Below are 21,277 nucleotides of genomic sequence, written 5' to 3'. Positions count from 1 at the left end.
AAATGAAAAATCTCCGCAAATTAAAAAAATATTTTATTCGATATAAGAAAAAGCTTTTTCTTGGTTTTATCTTTATACTCTTTTCAAATGCCGGAACGGTCTATGTTCCCATCTTAATGAAAGATGCAATCAATCAACTTCAAAATAATACCACAACACATACACTTTTATTTTATGCAACCTTAATTGTTTTGTCTTCTCTTTTTGCGGGAATTTTCAGATTTCTTATCCGGCAAACAATAATTGTAGTTTCCCGTGAGATTGAATTTGATCTTAGGAATGATTTCTGGTCACATATTCAAAAACTTCCATTAAGATATTTCCAGAATAACTCAACCGGAAATATTATGTCTCACGCAACAAATGACATTAATGCTGTGAGAAACTTTATCGGACCAGCTGTTATGTATTCAATTGATACCGGAGTTAGACTGTTAACCGTTGTTACAATAATGCTTTCACTTGATTGGGCACTGACTCTCGCTGCTCTTTTTCCACTACCGCTTTTGTCTTATGGTGTTTACAGAATTATGAAGTTGATTCATGAAAAGTATACTAAAATTCAGGAAGCGTTTTCTGTCCTTACTACAGTTGCGCAGGAAAACTTCTCAGGAATAAGAGTAATCAAATCTTATGTCAGGGAAGCAAATGAAATTCAGAAGTGGAAAAATTTAAGTAAGGATTATCTTAACAAGAATATGAATCTTGTCCGGATTCAAGCGTGGATAATGCCGATACTTTTAATCATAACAGGAATATCAATAATTATTGTTATATGGATTGGCGGATTAAAAGTTATAAACGGAACAATGAACCTTGGTGAAATAACAGCGTTTATTGTTTATCTCGGAATTTTAATTTGGCCAGTAATTGCTTTTGGCTGGGTTACAAATATAGTTCAGCAGGCAGAAGCAAGTATGAAAAGACTTAATAAAATTTTTGCTGAACCTTATGAGATTGATGATACTGAGCAAACCGATTATTCAATTAAAGAAATCAAAGGTGAAATTGAATTCAGAAATGTGTCATTCAGATATTCGGAAGTTTTGCCAAATGTTTTAACAAACATCAATCTGAAAATTCCGGTTGGTTCAACTTTGGCGATAATCGGACACACTGGCTCCGGCAAAACAACTTTGATAAATTTAATTCCGCGACTTTATGATACGACTGAAGGAGAATTATTGATTGATGGAGTTGATGTAAGAAAAATTCCTCTTGATGTTTTGCGTAAAAACATTGGACTTGTTCCTCAGGAGTCATTTTTATTCTCTGATACTATCACAAACAATATTGGTTATGGTTTAAGAGAAATCAGTAAAGAAAAAATTATTGAAGTTTCCAGGATTGCTCAGTTCGATAAAGATGTTGAAACTTTTCCTCAAGGTTATGAAACCATTGTTGGCGAACGAGGAATTACTTTTTCGGGTGGACAGAAACAAAGAGCTTGTCTCGCAAGAGCTTTAGCTATTGAACCTAAAATTTTAATTCTTGATGATTCATTCTCAGCAGTTGATACTAACACTGAAGAAGAAATTCTTAAAAACCTCAGACAATACTTGAAAAACAGAACAAGCATTATCATTAGTCATCGAATATCTACAGTGAAAGATGCTGATAATATAATTGTTCTCCATGAAGGTAAAATTGCTGAGCAAGGAACTCACGATGAACTTGTTGCTCTCGGTGGACTCTATGCAGATTTGCATTTCAAACAACTGCTTGAAAAGGAACTCGAGGAATTAAATTGATAACTAAAAATTGTATACAAAGTAATGGCAGATAACAGACACGACGACGAAATACTTGGTAAGGCATACGATGCCCGGCTGATGAAAAGATTACTTACTTATGTTAAACCTTATAAGAAGTATGTTTTCTTTGCAATTCTACTTAATATTTTTGTTGCTGCTTTAGGACCGCTAAGACCTTATCTCACAAAGGTTGCAATTGACAATTATATTGTTAACTCAAATTACAATGGTTTACTTTTAATCAGTATTGTTCTCTTCGCTTCCTTAATGCTTCAGGCAGCAATACAATACTTTCTGACATATTACACACAGTATCTCGGGCAGAAAACACTTTATGATTTGCGGGTTCAGCTATTTAGTCATGTTCAGAAATTGGCTTTAAAGTTTTTTGATAAAACTCCGATTGGAAGAATTGTTACAAGAACAACTAATGATGTTGAATCACTCGGAGAACTTTTCTCAAGTGGAATTGTGATGGTGTTCAGTGATGTGTTTATCATCATCTGGATTCTCGCATTTATGTTTTTTATGGATGTTAATCTATCTCTTGTAACATTGTCTGTTCTGCCTGTTTTGATTTATGGAACTTTTCTGTTTCGTAAAAAAGTAAGAGAGACTTACCGCGATGTAAGATTTCATCTCGCAAGGTTAAACTCTTATATGCAGGAACATGTAACAGGAATGAATGTAGTTCAGATTTTCAGAAAGGAAAAAGAAGAATTCAATAAGTTCTCGTCAATTAATGCTGATCACCGGGATGCAAATATTCGTTCGATATTTTATTACGCAATATTTTATCCAAGTGTTGAGTTAATAAGTTCAGCAGCAATTGCTTTGATAATCTGGTATGGTGGAGGAGAAATAATTCAACAACAAATGACAATTGGTGTTTTATTCGCTTTTATACAATACACAGAAATGTTTTTCAGACCAATCAGAGACCTTTCTGAAAAATATAACATACTTCAAACTTCAATGGCTTCTTCGGAGAGAATTTTTAAACTACTCGATAATCAAACATTTGTTCAGAATCCGGATAATCCAGTAGAGCTTAAAAATGTAAAAGGAGATATCAGTTTCAAAAATGTTTGGTTTGCCTATGAAGATGAAAATTTTGTTTTGAAGGATATCAGTTTTGATATTCGTGCTGGTGAAACAGTTGCAATTGTCGGTCATACCGGTGCAGGCAAGTCAACAATAATTAATCTTCTAACAAGATTTTATGATATTCAGAAAGGACAAATTTTACTTGACGGAATTGATATCAGACTTGTAGACAAAAGAGAATTAAGAAAACATATTTCAATTGTTCTTCAGGATGTTTATCTGTTTTCAGGTACAATTAAATCGAACATTACAATGGATAATCCTGAAATCAGTTTTGAAAAAGTTGTTCAGGCAGCAAAACTTGTTGGTGCTGATAAATTCATAGAAAATCTTACAAGCAAATATGATGAAGAAGTTAAAGAAAGAGGTGCAACCTTAAGTGTCGGGCAAAAGCAGTTAATATCATTTGCAAGAGCTTTAGCTTATGATCCGAAAATATTAATTTTGGATGAGGCAACTTCAAGTGTTGATACAGATACCGAGAAACTTATTCAGCAGGCAATTGAAAATTTGTTGAAAGGCAGAACAGCAGTTGTAATTGCCCATCGTCTTTCAACTATTCAGAACGCTGATAAAATAATTGTTCTTCACAAAGGTGAATTAAAAGAAATCGGAACTCATCAGCAATTGCTTGCTAAAAGAGGAATCTATTACAAACTTTATCAGTTGCAATATAAAGACCAGGAATTAGTAAGTTCCAAATAAAACCACACATCACAAAAGGGAGAGGAATCATGCAAAAAATTAAATTCAATACACTTGCCCGTCATATCTACGAAGAAGAAAGAAAATATCCTGAAGCAACCGGAGAGCTTTCTGATCTTCTGCACGATTTATCTTTAGCTGCAAAAGTAATCTCTCTTGAAGTTAATAAAGCCGGACTTGTTGATATCCTGGGTTTTACCGGAAGTAGTAATGTTCATGGTGAAGAAGTAAAAAAGCTTGATGTTTATGCTCACGACATGCTCATCAAAGCTATGGATCATGGCGGACATCTTTGCGTAATGGCTTCGGAAGAGGATGAGGATATTATTCACATTCCTCCTGAGTTTTATATTGGTAAATATGTTTTATTGTTTGACCCGCTAGATGGTTCATCCAATATTGATGTTAATGTCAGTATCGGGACTATATTTTCTATTTACCGAAGAATTTCAGAGGGAAACGGGCCGGGAACTTTGGAAGATTGTCTTCAACCGGGATTTAAACAAGTTGCTGCTGGTTATATTATTTACGGTTCAAGTACAATATTTGTTTACACCGCGGGAAATGGTGTCCACGGTTTTACTCTCGATCCTTCTTTCGGTGAATTCATTCTTTCACATCCGAACATTAAAACTCCTAAAAAGGGAAAAATCTATAGCATCAACGAAGGAAATTATCTTTACTGGCATCCAGGATTAAAGAAATATATTAAGTGGTTGCAGGAAGAAGATAAATCAACAGGAAGACCTTATTCATCTAGATATATTGGGTCAATGGTTGCTGATATTCATCGTAATCTTTTGTATGGTGGAATATTTATGTATCCTGCCGATATCAGAAACCCAAACGGAAAACTCAGATTGATGTATGAATGCAATCCAATGGCATTTATTGTTGAGCAGGCAGGTGGCAGAGCATCAGATGGTAAGAAAAGAATTTTAGAAATCCAGCCGGAAAAGCTTCATCAGAGAGTTCCTATTTTTATTGGTAGCGAGGAAGATGTTCTGATGGTTGAAAAATTTTTAAGAGAGAACGAATAACAAAATCGGAATTGTCAGATTGATATTAAATTCAGTCTGACAATTCCGCTGAAAATTTTATTTAATCTTCTTTAATTCTTCGTCAATTCTTTTTGCTAATTCTTCTTCAGTTAAACCAACTATTTTTAATTTATTTGTTTTAACTGCCATTAGTGGAGCGTCGCCTTCACCTTTCAAATATTTGAAAAGAGAAAATGCAAGACGATTTCGGTCATTCATAATCGGTAGATTATCCTTAAACGATTCGATAATGTTATACACTTTTTTCTCAAGAGAATCATCCGGAAACTGTTTCACTTTTGGCGGTGGTAATGTTGTCATATCATTTCCTTAAATTGTTTACCACAAAAATATGATTTCTATCATAAAATCTAATCAGACTAATATGGAGTTGTGACGAAATCATCAATAAATTTGCAGACAAAATTCGAGAAAACATTTTGGATATAAACCGGATAAAAGAGTTTAAGAGAATTTTAATCATACGCCTAAGTTCGCTTGGAGATATTCTTCTTACAACTCCATTTGTTCGTGCTCTCAAAAAATTTAATCCGCAGTTGAATATTGAATTTTTACTCCGTCTGGAATACAAAGATTTACTTATAAAGAACCCGAATATCAATCAACTATATTTTTTCACCCGAAATGATTTTGAAAATCTTAATCTTATAAACAAACTTCGTCAACAACCATTTGATCTTATAATTGATTTGCAAAATAATCTCAGAAGTCGCGGTATAATTTCGAAACTGAAGGGAGAAAAAGTAAAATTCGATAAAAAATCTTTTCAGAAAGCATTACTTGTAAAAACAAAAATTAATTTGTTGAGGAATTCTCCACCAATTCCTTTAAGGTATGCAGCTGTTATTGATGGAATTGAGCTTGATGATTATGGATTAGATTTATTTACTGATAGAGAACCTTCGGAAGAAATTAAATCAAAAGAAAATCTTATCGGAATTTGTCCCGGTGCCCGTCATTTTACTAAGAGATGGCCTCTTGAATATTATATTGAGCTGAGCAAAATTCTCATTCAAAATAAATTTGATGTAGTTTTATTCGGTGGTAAAATTGATAAGAATATTTGTGAACAAATAAAGAATGAGATTCCACAAGCAATAAATCTTTGCAATGAAGATGAGATACTTCAGACTGCTGCAGATATGAAATTATGCAAAGCGATTGTTTGTAACGATTCAGGATTAATGCACACAGCTTCTGCTGTCGGAACAAAATTGATAACAATTTTTGGTTCATCAGTTAAGGAATTTGGTTTTGTACCTTACAATTGTAAAAGTTTAATACTTGAAAACAATTCATTAAGTTGCAGACCGTGTTCACATATCGGAAGAGAAAGTTGTCCGGAAAAGCATTTCGCTTGTATGAAAGAAATCAAACCAGAATTTGTATTTAACGAGCTAATAAAATTTCTTAAAAATGATTAAAACATTTTGGTTTCTATTTTATAATATTTTTGTCGTCCCATCTCTTTATTTGATTCTTCGTTTTGCCGGAATATTTAATTCCAAAATCAGAAGAGGAATAAAAGGAAGAAAGCGGGTTTATGAACAACTTATTCTGGATGCTGCTGCTATTGATAAATCCAGGAAGCTTGTATGGTTTCATTCATCTTCGTTGGGTGAGTTTGAACAGGCAAAACCTATAATTGAAAAATTAAAGAAAGAAAAAAATGTAAATGTGTTGATTACTTTCTTTTCACCATCTGGCTATGAGAACTCACGAAAATATCCACACGCAGATCTGATTTCTTACATTCCATTTGACACAAAATCGAATGCAGAGCGATTTATAAAAATTGTAAATCCAACTGTCGCAGTAATAATGCGATATGATATCTGGCCAAATATTATTAAAGCTTTGAATGATCATTCCGTACCTGTATTTCTTGTTGATGCTACAATGAGAGGAAGTTCACCAAGAAAATACCCTTTCATAAAATCATTCCATAAAATGCTTTTTACATTCTTTACAAAAATTCTTACTGTTTCTGAAGAAGATGCTAACGGATTTTTAGATTTTGGATTAAGTGAAGATAAAGTTAAAGCTGTTGGTGATACAAGATTTGACAGAGTTTATCAGAGAAGTTTGCAAGCAAAGGAAAGAAATCTGATTAAAGATGAAATACTTAAGGATAAAAAAATATTTGTTGCCGGAAGTACCTGGGAACAGGATGAAGAAGTAATATTTCCCGCATTTGAAAAACTATTCAGGTTTGATTCAAAAGCAATGATGATTGTTGCACCACACGAGCCAACAGTTTTACACCTCGAAAAAATTGAAAATGAATTTTCCGGAAAAATTAAGACAATCAGATTTTCACACCTTAATAACTATACTGATGAAAGAATAATAATCATTGACTCAATAGGAATTCTTCTTACGCTTTACACTTATGCTGATGTAGCATTTGTCGGAGGAAGCTTTAAGCAAAATGTTCACAATGTGTTGGAAGCAGCTGTTTATGGTATTCCCGTGATGTTTGGTCCTAAAATCGATAATTCTCAGGAAGCAAAAAAGCTTGCTGAACTTGGAGGTGGAATCATTATCAGAAATAAACGGCAAGCTTATAAAGTTCTGAGGACATTATTCATAAATGAAGAATTGAGAAAACACAAAGGGCAGATTTCAATTTCCTTTGTGAAAGAAAACCTCGGAGCCACAGAAAAAATATTAAAAGAAATTTATTCGTTTCTTTGAGAATAATTATTTCAAATACTTCTCTCTCAAAATATTAAGATGATGTTTCTGATGTCCGGCAATCATCCACATCAAAGCTAATACAGTAACCTCGTTTCCTGCAGCAACACCTCTGTTAGAATAAACTGATTGATCAAATCCTTTGAATAATAAAATGTTTGATTCTCTGAGAAGTCTGTATTCATAAGTCAGATCAGATAATTCCCGTAAGTTGAATTTTCCGTTTTTTACATATTCATCCTGATCAAAAGAAGGAAGTGGTTGTTTTTCTCCTCGCGCAATTGCTAAAGCTCTGTATGCAAAAATCCTGTCCGTATCCATCATATGACCAACAACTTCTTTAACACTCCATTTACCCGGAGCATAAGCAAAGTTGCCTTTGCTCTGCGGAAATGAATTAAGAACATCAGAAGTCTCTTTATTTAAAGATGAAAGAATGTTTATAATATCTTCACCTTCTATTAAATCAATGTACCGCTGATAATATTCGGCGTAATCTGTTTTTGCCGGACGCATAACTCCTCCTGTTTATTTCCATATTGCTGTTTGAAATAATCCTTCAGAATTTGCAACTGCTCTGAACATTGCCGGTGTTGTGAAAACCATCTCGAAGTTACCTTGTTTATCAACTGCAATAATTCCACCAGCACCTTCAGGCAGGACTTTATACATTACTTCTTCGCAAGCTTGTTTAAGTGTATAACCTTTTAATTCCATCAAAACAGAGACTCTGTAAGCAACTGTATTTCTAATGAATAATTCACCAATGCCTGTTGCCGAAACACCACAGGTTCGGTTATCAGCATAAGTACCGGCATTGATTAAAGGAGAGTCACCAACTCTGCCGGGCATTTTGTTTTGTCTTCCACCGGTTGAAGTGCCTGCGGTAATATTCCCGAATTTATCAATTGCAACACAGCCAACTGTTTCGCCAGGTTGCTTTGGCATTCTTGACTTTAACCAGTTCTGATATTGCTCTTCTGTGTGGAAGTAAGTATTGTGAACGACAGGAACACCAAGTTTTAATCCGAGTTCATCAGCACCTTTTCCTGCGAATAAAACATGTTCTGTTTTTTCCATAACCAATCTTGCTAATGAAATTGGATTTTTTATTATTGTTACTCCTGCAACGGCACCGGTTGAAAGGTCTTTCCCAAACATTATTGAAGCATCGAGTTCGTGCTTTCCTTCAGATGTGAAGACTCCACCTCGTCCAGCGTTAAACAAAGGATTATCTTCAAGATAGTTTATTACTTTTTCAACTGCATCAAGAGAACTTCCTCCATTTTCCAAAATATTTTTCCCAATTGATAAAGCTTCTGCGAGAGAATTAAGATATGCTTGTTTTATTGAATCGGGCGCATTTTCCGGAAATCCACCAGCACCACCGTGAATAACAATTGTATATTTTCCGGAATTGGTTTGAGCAAATACAAATGACTGATTTACAGTGAAATAAATTGAAGAAAGAATTAATATTGATGTGAGAATATTTTTTATCATAGCTGCTCCATCTGCTGACAAATAAGATAAATTGAACATGCACAACTTAGTAATATTTCCTGTAATTTTCTTCTTTCTGAATACTTCGCCCGCACTTCAGATTAATGTGATAGCTGGTGATGAAGTAGGATATGAAATTTATTTCATTAAGCAGCGATGGCATACGGCAATAGTTTTTAGAACTTCCGATATTGACTCAAACATTTTCCCGGTTGTTAAAAATTTCAGAAATTATAATTTGATTGATATTGGTTGGGGTGACGAAGAATTTTATCAGTATCCGGATTTTGATTGGGAGCTTGCTTTCAAAGCACTTTTATATCCAACTTCAAGTACATTAAGAGTTGAAGGAATATCTATTCCCAAAGAACTTTATTTTGATTTATCCGAAATAGTAGTTAAGATGATCGTAACTGATGAACAGTTTAAGGAAATTTTAAAGTTCATTGATGATACTTTTGACAGAGATGATTCCGGAGAAAAAATTTTAAGTTCGAAAGCTGGCGGACAAATAATTTTTTATGCGGCAAAAGGGAAATATCATTTGTTTAATACCTGCAATACGTGGTTAGCAAGATGTATGAATAAAGCCGGATTAAAAATTAAAACGGACATTATTCTTACAGAGCAACTTTTCAATGAGTTAGCTAAAATTGGTGAAGTAATTAAAGTTAAAGAATAATCATTCACTACCAGAGAATATTTTTAATCCTACTATACCAACAACAATTAAAAAAATAAAAAATAGTCTTATAAATTCTTTCGATTCATTGAAAAGAATAATTCCAAGTATTGCTGTACCAACTGCTCCAATGCCCGTCCAGACAGCATAAGCAGTGCCTACCGGAATATGTTTTACTGCATAGGCAAGAAGTCCCATACTTATTATCATTGAGACAATTGTGAAAATACTTGGAACTAACTTGCTGAAACCATCTGTGTATTTTAACCCGATTGCCCAGGCAACTTCAAACAATCCGGCTACGACAAGAATTAGCCAATACATTTTATTTATCCGGAAAGTCATTAATTATTTTTTTTACTCTTTCTTTATCTGATGAATGCGTAAATTCATTTATTATCAGATGAGAATTGTATTTATCAACTACATTTGGATAGACAATTTTAACAACTTCAATTTTATCATTAGAAAAACTCATAAGGTTAATTAAATTTATTAATTGCGCAACTGTGAATCTGTTGTACTTAGCAGCTAATTGAATCACATAAATTTTATCAGATTCAAATCCTTCAGATTTTATTTTTTCACAAAGGTCAGAAAAATCTCTGTCGCTCATAATTTTCATCTCTTCGCGGATTGTTATTCCGTTGTCAGGAATCATCCTTAAAAGATTGTATGATTCGATAAGTAATTCTCTTGCTTTGCGATAATCCTTGTAGCTAAGATTTTGCAAATATTCTGAATCTAATTCCTGAAGGTTTTCAATCAAACGGTTTTTGACTTCACGGATTGAAATATTTCCGAAATCCGGTTTTCTTTGTGAATATGTTTCGCTCACAGATACAAAAACAAAAAGAAGAATTATGAGCAAAAAGAATTTTTTCATTTTCTTCCTCACTTTCTTTTACCTGATAATATTTCTTGACTCAGTTTTTCAGCTTTATAAAGGTCACGAATAGCTTCAATCATTCCTAATGCACTAACGGATACTGTTCTGTTTGCTTCGGTTGTGTAAATAAAATTGTTTGGCAGACTTTCAATATTTCCGTCGAAAGCAAGTCCAACTATTTCTGCATTTATGTTCAATACTGCACTTCCGGAGTTACCTCCAACAATATCATTTGTACTTACAAAGTTGAGTGGAGTTGATAAATCAAATTCAGCCGGAAGATTTTCCCAATACTCAGGAAGATTAAAAGGAAATTTTTTATCAAATGAATAATACCTGTCAAGTGCACCATAAAAAGTAGTTTTAATTGGAGCACGGGTTCCATTGTAATCATAACCTTTAACAATTCCATCTGCAAGTCTCAATGTACCTGTTGCATCAGGTGGAATTGCATCACCATAAACAGCATACAAAGCTTCACCAAGCATTTGATTTAGTATCTCTTCTCTCTGATTTCTGGTTTTATTTTCCTCCAGCATTTTATTTAATTCATCTTTGGTGTTTGTTACAAAAAAGATGAATGGATCATTACTTTTTAAAATCTCTTCAGGATTCATCTTTATCAATTTATCAAAATTTTCTTTTGATGTCAGAAAACTTTTTGCGAGAATTTTTTCTGCCGCCTTTTCGATAGAATTATTTCCAATGAGTCTTTTAATTATTTCCGAGTCATCTGAAAGATTATCCTTCCATACTTTTAACTGAACAGACAATAACTTGTTTTGAAGTTGATAATTCATTTCTTTTGGATAAAGAGTAGTCAAAAGACTATCATACTTTTCCTTTGAGATTTTCCCCGAGCTAAAATCTTCAAGCAATCCGATTAATCTTGATGCGATTTGTAAATACTGTGGTGAATAAAATCCACTGACTGAATATGCAAAAATTTTCTTTGCAGTTTTTATTGCTTCAGTTCTTGACTGAGCCAATTCATTCCATATATTTCCGTACTTTTTATTTAGATCAGCATTAGTTGTCACAGCATTTCTGAACTGATTTTCAAAATCTTTTTTACGAGCAATCAGAAAAGGATCGAGTAAACCTTTATATGTTCCTTCATAAACTTTAAGTGCATTTCCGATTGAATATAGTCTTGCAATTAATCTGAAATCTTCTGCATTAGTTTGAGTAACAAGTTCTTCATAAATCTTGTATAAATCTTTGAGCATTTTAACCATCATCGGATAACGAACATCACGCTCAAATTCTATTTGAGCCATAGTATTTATCCTGTCAGTTCTTCCCGGATTACCAACAACAAAAACCGGTTGATCTTCTACAACTCCATCAAGATTCCATTTAAAGAAAAATTTTGTTTTCATTGGTTTATCATTTTCATAAGCCCTAAGGAAAGCACAATCAAGACCATAACGAGGATAAGTGAAGTTGTCATAATCTCCACCAAGTTTTGCAACAAAGAGCTCAGGAACAAATACAAGTCTTATATCATCATACACTTTGTAACCATAGAGAGAGTATTTTCCACCATTGTAAAGTGAAATTACTTTGAATACCAAATCAGGGAAATCATTCTTGTATTTTGTTTTCAGTTCATCAATTTTCTTTTCACGCAGCTCAATTTTTTCTGAATCTGATTGTCCTTTGCTCATCTCATCGTGTATTTCATTACTTATGTCTTTAATAAAAAGAAGCTGCTCAACTTTTAAATTTGGAACCCTTCGTTCTTCCTGAAGATCTTTTGCATAAAAGCCATCTTTCAGAATATTTTCATTTTCAGATTGAACTGTTGGAAGTATACCTCTTACACAATGATGATTCGTCATAATCAAACCGTCTTCTGAAATGAATGATGCGGAACAACCACCACCAAATTTTAATGCAGACTTTTGCATCTTCTCAAGCCACTCTTGCGATGGTGTAAAACCATATTCTTCCTGAAAATATTTTATGGGAGGATTTTCGAATGTCCACATTTTCCCCATATCGAATTTCTGTGCTCTGACAGTGTCAGGATTGAAACCATAAAAAGTTTGTGCAAATGAAAATGATGCTATTAAAAGAAAAATCGTTAAAAGAAAATTCCTGAATTTCATTTTGTTCTCCGTTTTATTCAATAACATTTATGTCAGATAAAAACATTTTACCTGAATAATATTTAAAAACTTCCTTAAGCCTTTCAATTGCTTTGTTGATTATAGATTCTTCATCTACTACAATTATCATTGAACTCTTTAAAATGTTACTCAAATCCTGTGCATACTTAGGACCGGTTTTGCCTCTGCCCTGAATATCATCAATGATTGAATAGCCCTTTACACCGACTTCATCCAGAATACGGCAAACTCTTTTTCTTTCAACTGACTCAATTATAATTTCAAGTTTTTTCATAAATCACCTGAACATATTTATTAGATAATAATAGAAAGGAATTCCGACAATTATATTGAACGGAAAAGTTATTGCTAATGACATTGTAATGTAATAAGCCGGATTTGCCTGAGGTAATGCAATTCTTACTGCTGCAGGTGCGGCGATGTATGACGCACTTGCAGCTAAGACAGTAAAAAGAAGTGTATCTCCAACTGAAAAACCAAATAAACCTGAAAGCAAAATTGTGATTGATGCACTTATTAAAGGCATTACAATCGCAAAAAAGAAGAGGAATAAACCAACAGCTTTGAACTCTGCAATTCTTTTTCCTGCAATCATTCCCATATCAAGTAAGAATAAAGTTAATACGCCGTTAAATGGTTCAATGAAAAATGGTTTAACAGCAGTCATTCCTTTTTCACCAACTGCAAAACCAATAAGCAAACTTCCGAAAAGTAAAACTACACTTGCATTGAAAAGAGATTCTCTCAACAAATCCACAGTGTTTGATTTTAGTGAAGCAATCCTCTCTGAATTAAATATCCTTACAAGAAATAGAGAAACGAAAATTGCCGGCGATTCCATTAAAGCCATCATTCCCACCATATAACCGCTATAGATTTCAGTCTTACTGTTCAGAAAAGATATTGCGGTTACAAATGTTACAACACTAACAGAACCATAATGTGCAGCAATTGCACCAGAGTTCGTTGAATCAAATTTTCCAATAAATTTTAGAATCAGGAATGCGATGACGGGAACAATGATTCCAATCAATAATGAATTGATAATTGATGTATAGAGATTTGCATCAATTCCACTTTTGCTGATTTCAAATCCACCTTTTAATCCAATAGCAATCATAAAATAGATTGCAAGCGTTTTGGTAATAACCTCAGGAATTTCAATATCTGATTTGAGTATGGTGGAAATAAAACCAAGCACAAAAAATAGAATCATTGGAGAAGAAAAATTTGAAAGAGCATCTGACAAAAATTCCATATCAAAACCTGAATATTTAACTAGTCAAAAGATAAGAAAAGAAATAAAAAATCTCTGCAGCGTTATGAATGATTTCTGGGTGGCATGAAATCAGTTCACTTTTGCCGCAGAGACATTTTGAAGTGGATGAGGGAATATCCACAGTCAATTATAGTGATAAATATTTTTTAATTCGAACCGAAAAATTTTACCGAATTATTTCATCTCATTTCTTTTGTAAATATATCATTCAATGATGTGAAAGAAAACTTTTTAGCTCACATTTTTAGTTTAATGATAGAATAAATCTTCTGCTTCAATTAAGTTTGAAATGTAGTTTTAAAAAATCAGGCGGAACATTTATGAAACCAGTTTTTGATTACTTCTTCTACCCACATTCAATTTGCATTGTCGGAGCTTCTTCCAAACCCAAAAGTCTTGGCTATGAATTAACTAAATCAGTGAACCTGTACGGTTACACAGGCAAGCTTGTATTAGTAAATCCTAAAGCTGATGAAATACTCGGCTATAAATGTTACCCAACAATAAATGATGTTGATGTTCAGATTGATCTTGCAATTGTTATGGTACCAAAACAGTTTGTTGAAGATTCAATAAAAGATTTACTTAACAAAAATGTCAAAGCAATAATTTTAATAACTGCTGGATTTAAGGAAACCGGTGAAGCAGGAGCTGAAGCAGAAAAAAGAATTTTATCTCTGATAAAAAATTCCGATGCCCGAATGGTTGGACCAAACTGTATGGGTATAATCAATACTTTACCTTCAATTAAAATGAATGCTACCTTTGTTGCAGAACAACCACGACAGGGCAGAATGGCTTTCTGTTCACAAAGTGGTGCTATTGGTGCTGCCGTACTTAATTCACTCAGAGAAACTGATATAAGATTTGGTCAGTTCATCAGTGTTGGGAACAAAGCAGATGTAAATGAAAATGATTTGCTTGAATATTGGCAGAGTAATAATGATGTTGGAGTAATTACATTTTATCTCGAAAGTTTTGTCGATGGTGAAAAGTTTATTCAATATTTTATTGAAAAGAAAATAACCAAACCTGTAATTGTTCTTAAAGGTGGAAGAACATCAAGCGGAATGAAAGCAGCGTCATCACACACAGGTGCGCTTGGAAGCAGTGATAAAGTGGTTGATGCTGTGCTTCGTCAATTCGGAATTATTCGTGCTGATGATTTAAATGATATGTTTAACACTGCAAAAGGATTTGAAGAGTTTCCCTCACCAGAAGGTAATCGTGTTGCAGTTGTAACTAATGCAGGTGGACCGGCAATTTTAACAGTTGATTCTCTTGAAAAAAATAATCTTGCATTAGCCGAACTGACTGAAGAAACAAAGAAGAAACTAAGAGAGATTGTTCATCCGGAAGGAAGTGTAAATAATCCTGTTGATTTGCTGCCTGGTGGAACGGCTGAACAATTCAAAGCTGTGAATGAAATTCTAGTTCAGGATAAAAATGTTGATGTTGTGATTTCAGTTTTTGTTGAACCTATAATGGTTAAAGCTTTGCCAGTGATTGAAGGAATAAATGAAATCAATTCTGACAAACCAATCTTTCAGGTTGTAATGCCTTTACCGGAATTCTGGGATGAATATCGTCGCGAATCAAAAACCAGAAAACCTCTGTTCAGATTTGCTGAAGATCCTGCAGTTGTTATAAGCAATATGATAAAGTATAATAAAAAACCAGATGCACAGAGACTTTCAAAACAATCAACTCAAATTAATTTGAATCTTAAAGATTATTCGAACAGGTTTTTACCACCTGAATTAGTAAGTGAATTGGTTGATAAGTATTCACTGCCAGGGATAAAAGAAAAAATTTTATCTTATGATCAGTTGTTAAATGTGGATTTCGGGTTTCCATTAGTACTAAAAGCTGTTGGTGAAAAAATAATTCATAAATCGGATTTGAAAGGTGTTGTATTGAATATCAAAACAAAAGACGAATTGATTTATCATGTAGATGAATTGAAAAAGAATTTTTCCCAAAAGAATATTGAACTAAAATCATTCTTAATTCAGCCGTTTCTTACAGCAAGATTTGAATTGCTTATTGGTGGATTCAGAGATTCAAGTTTTGGTCCGATGGTGATGTTTGGTTCCGGCGGAAAGTATGTTGAATATATTGATGATACAGTGATGCGCTCTGCTTACCTTAGTGAAAAAGATATTGATGAAATGATAAGCTCAACAAAAATCGGAAAAATTATTCAGGGAGTTCGCGGTGAAGAACCCGCTAACATATCTCTGATAAAAAATACAATAAGAAACTTAGCTCAGATGATGCTTAATCATCCTGAAATAAAAGAAGTAGATTTAAATCCTTTGCTTGTTACAAATGAAAATAAAATCTTTGCAGTGGATGTAAGAATTAAATGTTAATATCAGGTTGAAATTTATTATCTATGAACAGAAAAAAATTTATTAAATCATTAACTGCAGTTACAGCAATAAGTGCATTACCTTTTGAAAAGAATTTTACATTTTCGACAGAGGAGGAATTTAATTCTGAAAAAGTTTCAGTAATCAAACCTCCGAGATTAAAAGAAGGTGACAGAATTGCACTTGTTGCTCCGGGCAGTTATATATCTGAAAGTGAGCTTCAGGATTCAGTAAAAAATTTAAGTGATCTCGGCTTTCAGGTTACATTTTCAGAGCGATTGACACTTCAGAATGGTTATTTTTCCGGAACAGATCAACAGCGTGCTGATGATTTGATGGATATGTTTGAAAGAGAAGATGTTGATGCAATTATGTGTGTTCGTGGTGGTTATGGCTGCGCAAGAATTCTTCCTCTTCTTGATTATTCGATTATTAAAAAGCATCCAAAAATTCTAATCGGTTATAGTGATGTTACAGCTTTGCTTTATGGAATTTTCAGAAAAACCGGTTTGATAACTTTTCACGGACCAGTTGCAACATCAACATTTAATGAATTTTCAGTAAGTAGTTTCAAAAGTGTTTTGATGAATACTAACTCTCAGAAGAAATTTTACAATGCAAATCCTTCAAGTGATGAAAATATTTATGGCGTTCGAACTTTAGTAAAAGGAAAAGCAAAAGGAAGATTAGTTGGTGGAAATTTATCCATTATGGTTTCGCTTATCGGAACAAAGTACGATGTTGATTATGCAAACAAGATTATCTTCATAGAAGAAATTGGTGAAGAGCCGTATCGTATTGACAGAATGCTTACTCAATTAATTCAGGCGGATAAATTTAAAAATGCTTCGGGTGTCATGATGGGAATTTTCAGCAAGTGTGAACCAAAGGAAATAGAACCATCATTTTCAAAATCTTTTTCTTTGATTGAAGTTTTACAAGACAGATTTGCTGACTTTAAAATCCCGGTTATCTACGGAATGTCTTTTGGTCATGTTAAAGATAAATTTACGATTCCATTCGGCGTCCGTGCTGAACTTAATACGGTAGAGCAAACTTTCACTTTACTCGAATCAGCAGTTAAATGATTTTACAATAGTCTTTTTAATTTTAGTTCGATAATAAAAAGAGGTCGCAATGAAAAAAAATATTTTAGTGGTATTAACAACTTTTTTATTAAATGGTTGTGTGTTATTTAATACAGTCAGTTATGAAATTACAATGAGAACTGAAAACTCAGGAAGTGCATTGGTAATAATTAATGACATTTGTACTGATGCAAAAAACGAAGAAGAAGAAATGAATGACGTGAACAATGTATTTGACTACGCTGCAAAAAGTTCGCAGTTTATTACTGATCAGGAAAGTGAAGGTAAAAAAATTACGAACAGAAAATTATTTGTTGAAGCTAATCAACTTAATGCAATGCTATCATTTGATTTTGAAGATATCAATGATGTTGAAGGAATTCAGTTTGATGACCCATATTACTATCTCACACTTAATCCCGAAGACAGTGTGGTTTCAACAAACGGACAATTATTTAAAAATAAAGACTATAAAAGAATTGTGTGGGATAAATCTATTAAAGTTTTGAAATTTACAATGTTCAGTGAAGACACGGATAAACCAGGAATCAAAAAGATGTCAGTTTATTTTAATAAAGAAAAATAATGTTTGCTGAAGTTGTCTTTGCATTACCTTTCCGGAAAACATTTACTTATGAAATTCCTTCTGATTTAAAAAAATTTGTTAAGAAAGGAGTTCGCGTTGTTGCACCTTTCGGTAAGCGTACTCTTACGGGTTTTGTAATAAATGTTACCAAAACAACTGAAGTTAAGGAAGAGATAAAACCCATCCGTGAAGTTCTTGATGATGAACCAATCTTTAATAAAACTTTATTAAAATTTTATGAATGGATTGCAGAATATTATTTATGTTCGCTTGGTGAAGCATTAAAATTACTTGTTCCGCACGGAACTGAGGTTGAATCGAAAAGGAAAATTTCCATAGACAAAAGCTTTGTCCAAAAACTTCTTCAAAAAGAAACTAGGAAAACAACACTTCGTTATAAAATACTTCAGGAACTTTCAACCCGGGAACAAATTACATTTTCTTCACTGCAAAAAGCAGTTGGCAAAAAAAATATTTATTCTCAAATAAGAGCACTTGTTGAAGAAGGTGCCGTTTCTGTTATAGATGAAATTGAAAGCGCAAAAGTAAAACCTAAGAAAGTTAAGTTTGTTCGTCTTACAAAAGATGTTAAGGAGCTATACTCAGCATTGCCCGAACTTGATAGAAGATCACCAAAACAAGTAAAACTTCTTCTTGTATTAATTGAAGCAAAAGGGAATTCCCTGCCGGTTTCGGAATTACTTCATAAAACAGAAACTTCCAAAGCCGCTTTAGACAGTCTTGAAAGAAAAGGATTTGTTGAAATCTTTGAAAAGGAAGTTGACCGAAGATACAAAGAGCATTATGTGGAAGTTCATCAGGAGTTTGTTTTAACGGAGCAGCAGAGAAAAGTTTTGGAAGAAATTACTCCGAAGATAAGGGAATCAGTATTTCAGGCTTACCTTTTACATGGTGTTACCGGAAGTGGCAAAACTCAGGTTTATATTGAGCTTGCAAAAATAGCACTTGAACAAAACAAATCGGTTTTAATTCTTGTTCCTGAAATTGCACTTACACCACAAATTACTTCAAGATTTTATAACAACTTTGGCGATCTTGTTACCGTGCTGCACAGCAAAATGTCTGCAGGTGAACGATTTGATTCGTGGAGAAGAATTCACAAAGGTAAATCAAAAATAGTAGTTGGTGCACGCTCGGCTTTGTTTGCACCAATATATAATCTTGGTTTGATTGTAGTTGATGAAGAACATGATGCCAGCTATAAACAACAGGATATGATACCAAAGTATAATGCAAGAGATTCCGCAGTTGTTTTAGGTAGCATTCACAATTGTCCGGTTGTGCTTGGTTCTGCTACGCCTTCGGTTGAAAGCAGATACAATGCTGAGATTGGAAAATATAAGTTAATGACTCTTCCTCTTCGTATTGATGATGCAAAACTTCCCACCATAACTTTGGTTAATGTTAATGTTGAACGAAAAAAGGGAAGAATGGATAATATTTTTTCCAGAACTCTTCTTGATAAAATTGAAGACAGATTAAAGAAAAAAGAAGGCGTAATAATTCTTCAGAACAGAAGAGGATTTTCTACACAAATTTATTGCGAAGACTGTGGCGAAATTGAGATGTGTGAAAATTGCAGCGTACCGATGGTATTTCATATCAATAAAAATATAATTCAGTGTCATTACTGCGGACTGGAGAAACCGGTACCAAATGCATGCACTCACTGCGGCTCAATCAATATTAAATATTTTGGCACAGGTACGGAAAGAGTTGAAGATGAACTTCAGTTCTATTTTCCCGATGCAAGAATAAGCAGAATTGATTCTGACTCTATTACAAAGAAAGCTTATCTGAGTAATCTGTTACTAAGTTTTGGCAGAGGTGAAATTGATATTCTTGTGGGAACTCAAATGGTTTCCAAAGGTTTGGATTTTTCGCGGGTTACACTTGTGGGAGTTATTTCTGCTGAAACAACTCTGTGGTTGCCGGACTTCAGAGCTGATGAAAGAACCTTTCAGTTACTAACTCAAGTTGCCGGTAGAGCAGGACGAAGTAAAATTGCCGGAGAAGTAATTATTCAAACACAAAATGAAAAACATTTTGCTCTTCAAAAAGTTCTTCAGAATGATTACGATGGATTTTATAAAAGGGAAATTGTTGACAGAGAAAGATTGGGTTATCCGCCATTTACAAGACTTGCACTTATTGAAACAAAAGACAAATCTGAACAGAAAGCAAAAGGTGCAGCAATTGATTTTCGTAAAGCACTAAAAAAATTCGAAAAGCATCTTAAAATTTCTGAACCAACAACAGCTTTAATTTACAAGCTAAAAGGTTTTTATCGGTATCATATATTAATTAAGAGTTCGAGGAAATCTGATCCGGCAGGAAAACTTTTAAGAAGAGCAGTGCTTGAAGCTTACACAGAGTTTAATCGCATATCAAGATATAAAGATGTAAAATTATTTTATGATATTGATCCGCAAAGTATTATGTAAAAAAGTGGCTATCTCATAAGCCGTAGATTTTCAGTCAAAGCTCATCGAAGAATAACAATAAAAATTGCTTATTGAGATAGCCCAATTGATAGAAATTCTTATCCTCCAAATCCACCAAGAAACGGAAATATTTTTCCAAGGAAGAAGAAGAGTAATCCACCCAAAATCCACAGTGCAAAGACCAGAATAAAATATGGTGTTGAGCTTTGAGCACGATTAAGCTTTGTCAATCCGATTGCAAGCACTGAGTAAGCCCAGATTGATATAGGATCAATTTTGGAGACAATAAATTTTACGATGCTTCCTTTTTCCAAATCAAGGAAATTAGCAACACTTGTATCCATAAAGATTTTTCCAAGAACAAATGTCAGAATTCCACCAATTAGAACCTGAATCATAGTGATGTATGAAGTTAATCCACTTGCAACCAGAACATGTTGATAACTTCCTTCTCCTTTGAGGAAAAATTTTATGAAAAGAAAATAAATTCCGGCAATAATGAAAAAGAATATGAAACCAAATATTAAAGTTGAGACTATATTTATAACCCAACCAATCGGACCTCTCATAAACTCCATTTGTTTTTCAATTCCCTCAATTGCTTTATCAGCTTGTTCCTGAGTCATTTTACCTTCGCTAACCATCTTATCAAACATTTCAATTTGCGCTTGTCTGGTTTGAAGTGCAACTTCTTCATTTAACATTGCAAGACTTCTCATCAAACCAATAAGAATAAAAACAATAACTACTGGTAAAACCCAATCAATAGAGCGTACAGGAAATTTAGCAATCGCTTCAAAAGTATTCGAGGGTTCTGTAAAAACACCAATCATTTTATCTGAATGAGATAGCTCCTGCTGCTGATTTGTTTGCTCATTGTTCAAAGTTTCATTGTTTTCCATAGATGCTCCTTAAGTTGATTTTTGATTTGGCTAAATGTATATGTTTAAT

General features: G+C 33.5%; 19 protein-coding genes. 10 read left to right on the top strand and 9 right to left on the bottom strand.

All coding sequences use genetic code 11. The features are described 5' to 3' along the window. The first annotated feature begins 2 nt into the window (after positions 1-2). The 3 genes from Q0X14_RS07780 to fbp are packed head-to-tail and all read left to right on the top strand — an operon-like array spanning position 3 to position 4,606. The gene (locus tag Q0X14_RS07780; RefSeq protein WP_297836658.1) at positions 3-1,751 is read left to right on the top strand and encodes an ABC transporter ATP-binding protein; all 1,749 of its coding nucleotides are present in this window, start codon (positions 3-5) and stop codon (positions 1,749-1,751) included. A 24-nt stretch (positions 1,752-1,775) separates the two neighbouring features. Beyond that, positions 1,776-3,566, top strand: a complete 1,791-nt coding sequence (locus Q0X14_RS07775) for an ABC transporter ATP-binding protein (protein WP_297836655.1) — start codon at positions 1,776-1,778, stop codon at positions 3,564-3,566. 29 nt (positions 3,567-3,595) lie between these two features. Beyond that, a complete protein-coding gene (gene fbp, locus Q0X14_RS07770; protein ID WP_297836652.1) occupies positions 3,596-4,606 on the top strand; it encodes a class 1 fructose-bisphosphatase in 1,011 nt (336 codons plus the stop codon). A 57-nt stretch (positions 4,607-4,663) separates the two neighbouring features. Here the strand turns inward: fbp and Q0X14_RS07765 are convergent, their stop codons facing one another. Next, positions 4,664-4,927: a hypothetical protein gene (locus tag Q0X14_RS07765; protein WP_297836650.1), complete on the bottom strand. Its 264-nt coding sequence runs from the start codon at positions 4,925-4,927 to the stop codon at positions 4,664-4,666. Between the two features lie 119 nt (positions 4,928-5,046). Between Q0X14_RS07765 and Q0X14_RS07760 the strand changes: the two genes are divergently transcribed. After that, positions 5,047-6,051 (top strand): glycosyltransferase family 9 protein, encoded by a 1,005-nt coding sequence (locus Q0X14_RS07760; RefSeq protein WP_297836647.1) that lies wholly within the window; start codon positions 5,047-5,049, stop codon positions 6,049-6,051. After that, positions 6,044-7,324 carry a glycosyltransferase N-terminal domain-containing protein gene (locus Q0X14_RS07755; protein ID WP_297836644.1) on the top strand — a complete coding sequence of 427 codons (1,281 nt, stop codon included), beginning with the start codon at positions 6,044-6,046 and terminating at the stop codon, positions 7,322-7,324. Before Q0X14_RS07760 ends, Q0X14_RS07755 begins: the two co-directional genes overlap by 8 nt. Positions 7,325-7,330: 6 nt before the next feature. On the opposite strand, the gene Q0X14_RS07750 is transcribed toward Q0X14_RS07755, so the two are convergent. Both Q0X14_RS07750 and Q0X14_RS07745 read right to left on the bottom strand, forming a co-directional pair. After that, on the bottom strand, positions 7,331-7,840 hold the full coding sequence (locus Q0X14_RS07750; protein WP_297836642.1) for a DinB family protein: 510 nt from the start codon (positions 7,838-7,840) through the stop codon (positions 7,331-7,333). Between the two features lie 12 nt (positions 7,841-7,852). Next, a complete protein-coding gene (locus Q0X14_RS07745; RefSeq protein WP_297836640.1) occupies positions 7,853-8,827 on the bottom strand; it encodes an isoaspartyl peptidase/L-asparaginase family protein in 975 nt (324 codons plus the stop codon). A 37-nt stretch (positions 8,828-8,864) separates the two neighbouring features. On the opposite strand from Q0X14_RS07745, the gene Q0X14_RS07740 reads away from it, so the two are divergent. Continuing rightward, the gene (locus Q0X14_RS07740; RefSeq protein WP_297836637.1) at positions 8,865-9,509 is read left to right on the top strand and encodes a DUF2459 domain-containing protein; all 645 of its coding nucleotides are present in this window, start codon (positions 8,865-8,867) and stop codon (positions 9,507-9,509) included. Here Q0X14_RS07740 and sugE read toward each other — a convergent pair whose 3' ends face one another. From sugE to Q0X14_RS07715, 5 genes are read right to left on the bottom strand one after another with little or no spacing between them, the layout of a single operon-like run. Beyond that, entirely contained in the window at positions 9,510-9,833 is a 324-nt protein-coding gene (sugE, locus tag Q0X14_RS07735) for a quaternary ammonium compound efflux SMR transporter SugE (RefSeq protein ID WP_297836633.1), read from the bottom strand. It abuts the gene before it with no gap. A 1-nt stretch (position 9,834) separates the two neighbouring features. After that, positions 9,835-10,395 (bottom strand): DUF4476 domain-containing protein, encoded by a 561-nt coding sequence (locus tag Q0X14_RS07730; protein WP_297836630.1) that lies wholly within the window; start codon positions 10,393-10,395, stop codon positions 9,835-9,837. Positions 10,396-10,403: 8 nt separating this feature from the next. After that, complete coding sequence (locus tag Q0X14_RS07725; RefSeq protein WP_297836627.1) at positions 10,404-12,512, bottom strand: S46 family peptidase; 2,109 nt, start codon at positions 12,510-12,512, stop codon at positions 10,404-10,406. Between the two features lie 13 nt (positions 12,513-12,525). After that, a complete protein-coding gene (locus Q0X14_RS07720) occupies positions 12,526-12,807 on the bottom strand; it encodes a P-II family nitrogen regulator (protein ID WP_297836624.1) in 282 nt (93 codons plus the stop codon). A gap of 3 nt (positions 12,808-12,810) precedes the next feature. Beyond that, a complete protein-coding gene (locus Q0X14_RS07715; protein WP_297836620.1) occupies positions 12,811-13,791 on the bottom strand; it encodes a sodium-dependent bicarbonate transport family permease in 981 nt (326 codons plus the stop codon). 341 nt (positions 13,792-14,132) lie between these two features. On the opposite strand from Q0X14_RS07715, the gene Q0X14_RS07710 reads away from it, so the two are divergent. The 4 genes from Q0X14_RS07710 to priA are packed head-to-tail and all read left to right on the top strand — an operon-like array spanning position 14,133 to position 20,326. After that, positions 14,133-16,187, top strand: coding sequence for an acetate--CoA ligase (locus Q0X14_RS07710; protein WP_297836619.1), 2,055 nt, complete (start codon positions 14,133-14,135; stop codon positions 16,185-16,187). A gap of 23 nt (positions 16,188-16,210) precedes the next feature. Next, positions 16,211-17,275 (top strand): LD-carboxypeptidase, encoded by a 1,065-nt coding sequence (locus Q0X14_RS07705; RefSeq protein ID WP_297836616.1) that lies wholly within the window; start codon positions 16,211-16,213, stop codon positions 17,273-17,275. A gap of 49 nt (positions 17,276-17,324) precedes the next feature. Beyond that, on the top strand, positions 17,325-17,861 hold the full coding sequence (locus Q0X14_RS07700) for a hypothetical protein (protein ID WP_297836615.1): 537 nt from the start codon (positions 17,325-17,327) through the stop codon (positions 17,859-17,861). After that, positions 17,861-20,326 carry a primosomal protein N' gene (priA, locus tag Q0X14_RS07695; RefSeq protein ID WP_297836613.1) on the top strand — a complete coding sequence of 822 codons (2,466 nt, stop codon included), beginning with the start codon at positions 17,861-17,863 and terminating at the stop codon, positions 20,324-20,326. Before Q0X14_RS07700 ends, priA begins: the two co-directional genes overlap by 1 nt. Before the next feature lie 98 nt (positions 20,327-20,424). Here the strand turns inward: priA and Q0X14_RS07690 are convergent, their stop codons facing one another. Further along, the gene (locus Q0X14_RS07690) at positions 20,425-21,228 is read right to left on the bottom strand and encodes a YIP1 family protein (RefSeq protein ID WP_297836610.1); all 804 of its coding nucleotides are present in this window, start codon (positions 21,226-21,228) and stop codon (positions 20,425-20,427) included. Positions 21,229-21,277 lie beyond the last annotated feature (49 nt).

The sequence above is a fragment of the Ignavibacterium sp. genome (assembly GCF_025998815.1).
Classification (GTDB): Bacteria; Bacteroidota; Ignavibacteria; order Ignavibacteriales; family Ignavibacteriaceae; genus Ignavibacterium.
The sequence above is the reverse complement of the archived record's forward strand: the minus strand, read 5'-3'. Positions and strand labels throughout refer to the sequence as shown.